Annotated in this window: 8 protein-coding genes; 5 read left to right on the top strand and 3 right to left on the bottom strand. The window is 59.4% G+C overall.

Features of this window, described 5'->3' with window-relative positions:
• Positions 1-47: 47 nt before the first annotated feature.
• Positions 48-1448: an asparagine--tRNA ligase gene (gene asnS / locus CUC53_RS15835; RefSeq protein WP_100295035.1), complete on the bottom strand. Its 1401-nt coding sequence runs from the start codon at positions 1446-1448 to the stop codon at positions 48-50.
• A gap of 197 nt (positions 1449-1645) precedes the next feature.
• Here asnS and CUC53_RS15830 point away from each other — a divergent pair, with 197 nt between their 5' ends.
• Positions 1646-1996 carry a hypothetical protein gene (locus CUC53_RS15830; RefSeq protein WP_100295034.1) on the top strand — a complete coding sequence of 117 codons (351 nt, stop codon included), beginning with the start codon at positions 1646-1648 and terminating at the stop codon, positions 1994-1996.
• An 18-nt stretch (positions 1997-2014) separates the two neighbouring features.
• Here the strand turns inward: CUC53_RS15830 and CUC53_RS15825 are convergent, their stop codons facing one another.
• Positions 2015-2821, bottom strand: a complete 807-nt coding sequence (locus CUC53_RS15825; RefSeq protein ID WP_100295033.1) for a HAMP domain-containing protein — start codon at positions 2819-2821, stop codon at positions 2015-2017.
• A 134-nt stretch (positions 2822-2955) separates the two neighbouring features.
• Positions 2956-4230: an adenosylmethionine--8-amino-7-oxononanoate transaminase gene (gene bioA / locus CUC53_RS15820; protein WP_167386778.1), complete on the bottom strand. Its 1275-nt coding sequence runs from the start codon at positions 4228-4230 to the stop codon at positions 2956-2958.
• A gap of 193 nt (positions 4231-4423) precedes the next feature.
• On the opposite strand from bioA, the gene bioB reads away from it, so the two are divergent.
• From bioB to bioD, 4 genes are all read left to right on the top strand, one after another.
• Complete coding sequence (gene bioB, locus CUC53_RS15815; RefSeq protein ID WP_100295031.1) at positions 4424-5512, top strand: biotin synthase BioB; 1089 nt, start codon at positions 4424-4426, stop codon at positions 5510-5512.
• Positions 5509-6705, top strand: coding sequence for an 8-amino-7-oxononanoate synthase (gene bioF, locus CUC53_RS15810; RefSeq protein WP_100295030.1), 1197 nt, complete (start codon positions 5509-5511; stop codon positions 6703-6705). Before bioB ends, bioF begins: the two co-directional genes overlap by 4 nt.
• Positions 6698-7513 (top strand): malonyl-ACP O-methyltransferase BioC, encoded by an 816-nt coding sequence (bioC, locus tag CUC53_RS15805; RefSeq protein WP_100295029.1) that lies wholly within the window; start codon positions 6698-6700, stop codon positions 7511-7513. Before bioF ends, bioC begins: the two co-directional genes overlap by 8 nt.
• A gap of 61 nt (positions 7514-7574) precedes the next feature.
• Positions 7575-7919 (top strand): ATP-dependent dethiobiotin synthetase BioD (gene bioD / locus CUC53_RS15800; RefSeq protein WP_157798303.1); only part of this gene is annotated, 345 nt, incomplete at its 3' end.

Raw genomic sequence — 7919 nt, 5'->3', positions numbered from 1 at the left:
AGCCGACCCTAGGGTCGGCTTTGCGATAGTCATGGTAAGGACTGTGCTTAGAACTCAGCAGTGCGCGGCGTGCGCGGGAACGGGATCACGTCGCGCACATTGCCCATGCCGGTCACATAAACAATCAGCCGCTCGAAGCCGAGGCCAAAACCGGCGTGTGGCACGGTGCCATAGCGGCGCAGGTCGCGATACCACCAGTAATCTTCCTTGTTCAAGCCCATCTCGGCCAAGCGGGCATCCAGCACGTCCAGACGCTCTTCACGCTGGGAACCGCCGATGATCTCGCCAATCCCGGGGGCCAGCACGTCCATCGCGGCAACGGTCTTGCCGTCGTCGTTCAGGCGCATGTAGAAAGCCTTGATATCTTTCGGGTAGTTCTTCACCACTACCGGAGACTTAAAGTGCTCCTCAGCCAGATAGCGCTCGTGCTCAGAGGAGAGATCGATACCCCAAGAGACAGGGAATTCGAACTTCTTGCCGCACTTTTGCAGCACGTCGATGGCGTCGGTGTAGTCGATCTGGGCGAAATCAGAAGAGACGAAACGTTCCAGACGGTCGATGACATTTTTATCGACGTGCTGGGTGAAGAACTCCAGATCGTCACGGCGCTCGGTCAGTACGGCGTTGAAGACGTACTTTAGCATGGCTTCGGCCAGCGCGGCGTTGGCGGCCAGATCGTTAAAGGCCACTTCTGGTTCCACCATCCAAAACTCAGCTAAGTGACGGCTGGTGTTGGAATTTTCTGCGCGGAAGGTCGGGCCGAAGGTATAGACCTTGGACAGCGCGCAGGCATAGGTTTCGGCGTTGAGCTGGCCGGATACGGTCAGGAAAGCCTCTTTGCCAAAGAAATCTTGGTTGTAGTCCACCGAGCCTGCGTCGGTGAGCGGCAGGTTTTCCAGATCCAGCGTGGAGACGCGGAACATCTCGCCAGCTCCTTCGGTGTCAGAGGCGGTGATGAGCGGGGTTGCCACCCAGAGGAAACCCTCTTGGTGGAAGAAGCGGTGGATAGCTTGCGCTAAGCAGTGACGCACCCGCGTAATGGCGCCCACGATGTTGGTGCGCGGGCGCAAGTGGGCTTGTTCGCGCAGGTATTCGATGCTGTGGCGCTTGGCGGCCATCGGGTAGGTATCGGGATCTTCCACCCAGCCGATAACCTTGACCTCGGTCGCTTGTAGTTCGCAAGCTTGGCCGCTGCCCTCGGAGGCGACGACCACGCCGGTCACGGCCACCGAACAAGCCGTCGTCAGACGCTGCACTTCACTCTCGTAATTGGCCAAGGTATTGGGGACGACGGCCTGCACCGGGTGGAAACAGGAACCATCAGAGATGGCCAAAAATGAGATCCCTGCTTTGGAATCACGGCGAGTGCGGATCCATCCTTGTACAGTCAGGGTGGCGCCAACCGGATGTTTACCGGTCAGCACATCAACTACGGATGCGTGCGTCATCGAAATATGGTCTCCAGCTTGTTCTTGCAACGCTATTTTGCAACATCATGGCGTCTGACTCGGGCATTTATCGGCCCATCGTGGCAGACTAAGCCCGCAATCTTACCCGCGCGGGTTTGATAAACAAACAAAAATGTCAGACCCTGAAAGGGTTTCACGCATGGTTGACTTGATAAATGAGCCAGTTGAATAGGGGGATGGATGTGAAAGAGCGAAGACGTGGGCCGGACCGATTAACCCGGATGTTGCAGGGATTGGTGTTGGTCTGCTGGCTCGGCTTTATGGTATTGCTCTCCCTCTATCATTTTGCGCGACCGCAGACCGCGTACGGTTTTCTGGTCTATGGTGGGGTTCAGGTACGGAGCGAGTGGGATCCAACCTACACTCCTTGGCTGGTTTATTGGCTGTGGGGATGCTGTGGCCTGACCTTGGCGGTGCTGTTGTTGGATCGCAAACGTAGTCGGCGCCAAGAGGATGCCCACCGTGTCCATCTGGCGATCCTGTTGCTTATTCTGATCACCAGCCTGCTGTTCTATTACGTTGGCTAAGTGATTGTTGCAGCCTGATTAGGGTTCTGGTTTCTGATCCGTCGTGCAGCGCTGCTTGCCTAATCGGCGTTCGACACTGTCAAGCATCTGGTTGTAAGCCAGTGCCGCACGGCCAATTTCATCCCCGTCATCCCCTTCAAGGCGGCGACCGAAGTCATGTAGATCGGTCGCTTCTTCCATGGTGCGTGTCAACTGATTGAGTGGTTGGACAACCCAAGTGCGAATGACCCACAGGGTCAGTAGCAGTCCGAGCGCAAAAATAGCGGTGAGGATCAGTGCTGTGGTGAGGATATTCTGCTCAACGCGGGTAAACAGCGAGTCAAGGGAGTAGTCAAAGCGCACCGCACCGAGCACGGTGTTTTCCGGCACCAGATGACAGCTGGTGCAGTCGGTGCCGCGAAAATCCTTCTTGGCCAGCAGCGGCCTCGTCACCACTAAGCGACTGTGGGTCGCGTCATGTACCACCTCTAGGCTGCCTTGACCGGTTAGGGCCAGTTGATCAAATCGATCTTGAGGCTGCTCGTTGTCAAATCCCTTGCCGAACTGCTGGTTGACCGCGTCACCACGGATAATCCGAGCATCTTCGACATGAGCATGTTCCAGAAACTTGGTCCGCAGAGTCTCTCTGGCGGCCATTTTGCCGGTAAGCATCAATAAGTTGAGGCCGTCAAAATAGGCTTCGGTCTGCTCGTGGCTCTGCTCTTTGATCAGCGTCAGGATCAGATCCCGCTCTCGTATCGCCTGATAAACGGCGGAAAAAACCAGCACCATCGAGAAGATAAACAGCAGGAAGAAGTTAATTTTGGCAGTAATAGAAAGGCGCATGAGCAGTACATCTGTTGGGTAAAACGCGCCTAGTCTACGTTTGTTAGTCGCTGGGGTCTGGTGTCTTGCTCACATTCTGGAGAAAAGATTCAATAGAGAATTATGTTTCATCTGGATTTTTTGGCTGTGCGCCATTACCACTCACCACTGGCTAACGCCTGATGAATGGCACCAGTTAAGAGGGTTAATTGCGCTGCACTGATAATGAACGGTGGCATCAAGTAGATAAGTTTACCAAAGGGCCTGATCCAGGCTCCCAGCTCGACAAATTTGCGCTGAATGCGCGCCACATCGACTCGCTCTTTCATCTCCACCACCCCGATGGCGCCGAGTACCCGCACATCCGCGACCGCCGGATGCAGGGTCAGCTCCACCAGCTCGGTGCGCAGCTGATGCTCGATGGCTCGCACCCGCTCCTGCCACGGCGAGGCGAGCAGCAGATCGATGGAGGCGTTGGCCACCGCGCAGGCGAGCGGATTACCCATAAAGGTGGGGCCGTGCATAAAGACCCCCGCCTTGCCGTCACCAATGGTGCGGGCGACATGCTCGGTGGTCAGGGTCGCCGAGAGGGTGAGGTAGCCACCGGTGAGCGCTTTGCCCAGACACATGATGTCGGGGCTGATCCCCGCCCAGTCGCAGGCAAATAGCTGGCCGGTGCGGCCAAAGCCGGTGGCGATCTCGTCGGCAATCAGCAAGATGCCGAATTCATCGCACAGGGCGCGCACCCATTGAATATAACGGGGGTGATAGAAGCGCATTCCGCCAGCGCCTTGCACGATGGGTTCGAGCACAATAGCGGCAATCTCTTGGTGATGATCGGCCATGAGCGTCGCCAGCTCCACCACGCACTGCTCGTCCCATTCGGCGTGGAAGCGACAGCTCGGCGATTCGACAAAATAGTGCTCCGGCAGGAAGCCCTGGTAGAGCTCGTGCATGCCGCCATCGGGATCGCAGACGCTCATGGCACCAAAGGTGTCACCGTGATAACCGCCGCGCAGGGCGACAAATTTCGCTTTTGGCATCCCCTTGCTGTGCCAATACTGCTGGGCCATCTTGAGTGCCACTTCCACTGCCACCGAGCCGGAATCGGCCAGAAACACCCGATCCAGACCAGCCGGGGTGATCTCCACCAGCTTGCGGCACAGCTCGACCGCCGGGGCGTGGGTGAGGCCGCCAAACATCACGTGGGACATCTTGCGAAGCTGGGCGGTGGCGGCGGCGTCCAGTTCCGGTACCTGATAGCCGTGCACGCAAGCCCACCAGGCGCTCATGCCATCCACCAACTCGCGGCCGTCGCTGAGAGTGAGGGTCACCCCTTTGGCGCTGGCCACTTCATAGCAGGGCAGGGGGTGGGTGAGGGAGGTATAGGGGTGCCAGATGTGGTGCAGGTCGAATTCTTGGTTGGTCATTTTTTGTTCTGTTGTCAATTGATTTGATCTGGTCGGTGTTGACAGTCTACGCCTGCTCTTTACACTAGCCAACAATTTCAGCCACTTGGCACTGCGCATCACGCTGAGGGTGCGGGTCCGGCGGCGGGTTTTATGGCTGCCCATCTCATGATGGCGGGCGCAGGATCCCACTAATAACAACCGGAAGCCATGTATGAATGCTGTTACTACGGGCAGTCACGCCCTTCGTCATGACTGGACCCTCGCCGAGGTTCAGGCCCTGTTTGCCCTGCCATTCAACGATCTGCTGTTTCAGGCCCAGACCGTCCACCGCGCCCATTTCGACCCGAACGAAGTGCAGGTGAGCACATTGCTCTCCATCAAGACCGGCGCTTGCCCAGAAGATTGCAAATACTGCCCCCAGAGTGCCCGTTATCATACTGGGCTTGAAGCCGAGCGGCTGATGGAGGTGGAGAAGGTGCTGGAGCGGGCCCGCGAAGCCAAGGCCAACGGCTCATCCCGCTTCTGCATGGGGGCCGCCTGGCGTAACCCGAAAGAGAAAGACATGCCCTACGTCATCCGGATGATTGAGGAAGTGCGTGGGCTGGGGATGGAGACCTGCATGACGCTGGGGATGCTCACCGCCGATCAGGCGGCGCGTCTTGGTGCGGCGGGGCTCGATTACTACAACCACAACCTCGACACCTCGCCGGAGTTCTACGGCGAGATCATCTCTACCCGTACCTATCAGGACAGGCTCGATACCTTGGAGCATGTGCGCGGTGCTGGCATGAAAGTCTGCTCCGGCGGCATCGTCGGCATGGGCGAGCAGGCCAAAGATCGGGCGGGCCTGCTGATGGCGCTGGCCAACTTGCCCCGTCACCCCGAGAGCGTGCCCATCAACATGCTGGTCAAGGTGAAGGGGACGCCGCTGGAGAACCAAGAGAACCTCGATCCGTTCGAATTTATCCGCACCATCGCGGTGGCGCGCATCATGATGCCCGCCTCCCATGTGCGCCTCTCCGCCGGGCGGGAGAAGATGAACGAACAGATGCAGGCGATGTGCTTTATGGCGGGGGCTAACTCCATCTTCTACGGCTGCAAGCTGTTGACCACCCCAAACCCCGACGAGAACAGCGATATGCAGCTGTTCAAGCGACTCGGTATTCGTCCCGCCCAGCGGGCCCAGAAGCCGGATCAGGTACAAGAAGAGGCGTTGCTGGCCGAGGTGAGCCGCCAGAGCGAACCTGCCGAAATGTTTTATGACGCCACCCGTCCCCGTGCAGGGGCTGAGCGGCCATGACTGGCCCTGCTGTCACGGGCCCCTTTGCATTGGGCGCTGCGCTGGCGGGGCGCGCGCAGGTTGGCCTGCTACGCAACCGCATCGCGACCGACGGGGCCACTGGCGGACGGCTCAGGGTTGCGGGGCGCGATTACCTCAATTTTTCTGCCAACGACTATCTGGGACTGGCAGATCATCCCGCCATCAAGGCTGCCTTCAACGCGGGGATTGAGCGCTATGGCACGGGCTCCGGCGCCTCGCCGCTGGTGACCGGTTACAGCCGTGCCCACCAAGAGCTTGAGGAGACCCTGGCCGAGTGGCTCGGGGTGGAGGCGGTGCTGCTGTTCAACTGCGGTTTTTCCGCCAATCAGGCGGTGCTCAAGGCCCTGCTCGGCAAGGAGCATCTGCTGTGGCAGGACAAACTCAACCACGCCTCCCTGCAGGAGATGGGCAGCCAGCTCCCCTGCAAGATGCAGCGCTTTGGCCACAACGATATGGCTGCCCTTGCACAGCAGCTTGAGCCAAACCGTGGACTGATCGTCTCGGAAGGGGTATTCAGCATGGATGGGGATCAGGGCCCTTGGCGCGAGCTCGCAACCCTCGCCGCCCAAAGCGGCAACTGGTTGATGATCGACGATGCCCACGGCCTCGGTGTGCTGGGGCCACAAGGGCGCGGCACCCTGGCGGCGCAAGGGGTACATCCGGCTAGCGTACACATTCAGATGGGCACTTTTGGCAAGGCGTTGGGGGTGGCCGGTGCCTTTGTCGGCGGCAGCCGTGAGCTGGTGGATTATCTGGTCAACTTCGCCCGCCACTATGTCTACAGCACCCATACGCCCGCTGCCCAGGCTTGTGCGGTCAGCAAGAGCATCGAACTGGTGCGCGCCGCCGATGATGCCCGCGCCCAGCTTGGTCAGCTGATCGCTCGCTTCCGACAAGGGGCGCAGGCGTTGGGTTGGCAGCTGGGGGCGAGCGCTACCCCCATCCAGCCGCTGCTGGTGGGAGAGAGCAGTGCGGCCCTGCAACTGGCCGAGCGGCTGCGGGAATGCGGCGTCTGGGCTGGCGCCATTCGCCCGCCCACGGTGCCGGTCGGTACGGCGCGGCTGCGTATTACCTTGAGCGCGGCTCACTGTGAGCAGGATGTGGATCGCCTGCTCGATGCCCTTGGCCCCTGTTCGGGCAGTGCCACTTCGGAGGGAACTCATCATGGATGAGCGCTTCCAGTCGGTAGACAAGACCCTGCTCGCCCGCCGTTTCGGCGCCGCTGCCCGCCATTACGATGCTCATGCCCGTTTTCAGCAGGAGGTGGGGCAGGTGCTGCTGGAATGGATGCCGAGCAGGCCGGTTAGCACTGATCTGGCGGTGAGCGGGCTGGATCTGGGCTGCGGCACCGGCTTTTTTCTGCCCCAGCTGGCGAACCGCTGTGATGAATTGGTGGGGCTGGATTTAGCGCCTGGCATGTTGGCGCAGGCGGCACTGCGTGGTGGTCGTGCTCAATTGGTGTGTGGCGATGCAGAGCGGCTCCCTTTTGCCGATAATACCTTTGACTGGGTCTTTTCCAGTCTGACGCTGCAGTGGTGTGAGCGGCCCGCGCAGGCGTTTCGCGAGTTACTGCGGGTAGTCAAGCCAGGTGGACAGATCCACTTTTCTACCTTGTTGGATGAGTCGCTCTGGCAGCTAAGGGCCGCGTGGCAGCAGGTCGATGGTGAGGCTCACCTCAATCGCTTCCTCAGCTTAACGCAATTAGTGCAGGCACTGGCTGAAGCAGGGGAGGCCGCGCCCGTGTTGGCGGCTCATGACTGGGAGATCCCATATCATGAGGCCCCCCAGTTGCTGCGCGACCTTAAGGGGATTGGCGCAAATCAGGTTAATGCGCCACGGGCTACTGAACACCGCGTGGGGTTGCAGGGGCGAGCCCGTTTGCAGCGTTTTATTCAGGCTTATGAGCAATTTCGTCAACCAGACGGTCAGCTAGTAGCGACCTACCGCGTTTGTCTCGGGGCGCTGTGCAAGCCGTGCTGACCATTGCTCGGGCGTAGCACAGCGATAATCGGCAGATAGCCCCATCAAGGAGTGAGCAGATATGAAGTCATTTTTTATCACCGGCACTGACACCGATGTGGGTAAAACCTTGGTGGCTCGGACGCTGTTATTGGAGTTTGCGGCGCAGGGCATTCAATGTGCCGGTTATAAGCCGATTTCAGCAGGTTGCGCACGTACTCCCTATGGTTTGCGCAATCTCGATGCGGTACTGCTGCAGGAAGCTGCCAGCCTGGCGCTGCCTTACGACGTGGTGAACCCGTTTGCCTACGAGCCGCCCATTGCACCGCACATTGCTGCCAGCGAGGCGAACCAGCCCATCACCCTGCAGGGGCTGAGCGATGGGCTACGCACCATTGAGCAGGCGGGGGCCGAGTTAACCTTGGTT

This window comes from Aeromonas cavernicola, from assembly GCF_002795305.1.
GTDB classification, from domain to species: Bacteria; Pseudomonadota; Gammaproteobacteria; order Enterobacterales; family Aeromonadaceae; genus Aeromonas; species Aeromonas cavernicola.
The sequence above is the reverse complement of the archived record's forward strand: the minus strand, read 5'-3'. Positions and strand labels throughout refer to the sequence as shown.